Origin of the sequence: Paraburkholderia sp. EG304, assembly GCF_046543485.1 — a bacterium.
GTDB lineage: Bacteria > Pseudomonadota > Gammaproteobacteria > Burkholderiales > Burkholderiaceae > Paraburkholderia > Paraburkholderia youngii.
The window spans coordinates 1-559 of the sequence record NZ_JBKGUA010000296.1 but is presented as its reverse complement, the minus strand read 5'-3'; the positions used below and the strand labels follow the sequence as shown (position 1 = coordinate 559).

General features: G+C 69.2%; 2 protein-coding genes. Both read right to left on the bottom strand.

Annotated features, from left to right (window positions below):
* On the bottom strand, positions 1-199 hold a 199-nt coding region (locus ACLFKU_RS43945; RefSeq protein ID WP_410853417.1), incomplete at its 3' end, for a hypothetical protein.
* Between the two features lie 39 nt (positions 200-238).
* Positions 239-559: hypothetical protein (locus ACLFKU_RS43940; RefSeq protein ID WP_410853416.1), on the bottom strand; the 321-nt coding region annotated here is incomplete at its 5' end.

Genomic DNA, 559 nt, shown 5'->3' with positions numbered 1-559 from the left:
CCACCGCCTCCGGTGCCCGCCGCACCTGCGCCTCGAATAGCTCATGGATGCACCGCTCCGACGGATACGCCGCCTCCGTGCGGTTCAGCTCCTCCAGCAGATACCCGCGCTCCGCCGCCGGCAGGATCTCCAGCTCCCGCACCGGCGTGTGCGGCGAGCGCTCCAGCAGGTCCGCCAGGTACTCCAGCGCATGTTGCATGTAACCGCAGATACGCTCTGCTGAAACCGGCTCGACCGCTCACGCCGTCAGGCCCAGTGCCTCTTCGCAGTCCTCCACCGACAGGCTCAGGGGATAGTTGGTGCGCTCCTGCGCACCCAGCCATTCGATGCCGTCCAGGACATCGTCCGCGGCGGCGCCCTGAAGCGCCGCCAGCGTATTGTGGCGATAGTTCAGCAGCGCGCTGAACAATGGCGCAGGCGCCGCAACGCCGCTGCAGCGCTGCGCCAGCGCCAGCGGGGCATGCTCGTGGGTGAGCAGCTCCGCCAGCCGCGCGTGGGTGCGACGCACACTCTCCCCGACCCCGGTTCCATCCACATCGAGCCGCACCGGCAGCGTGTT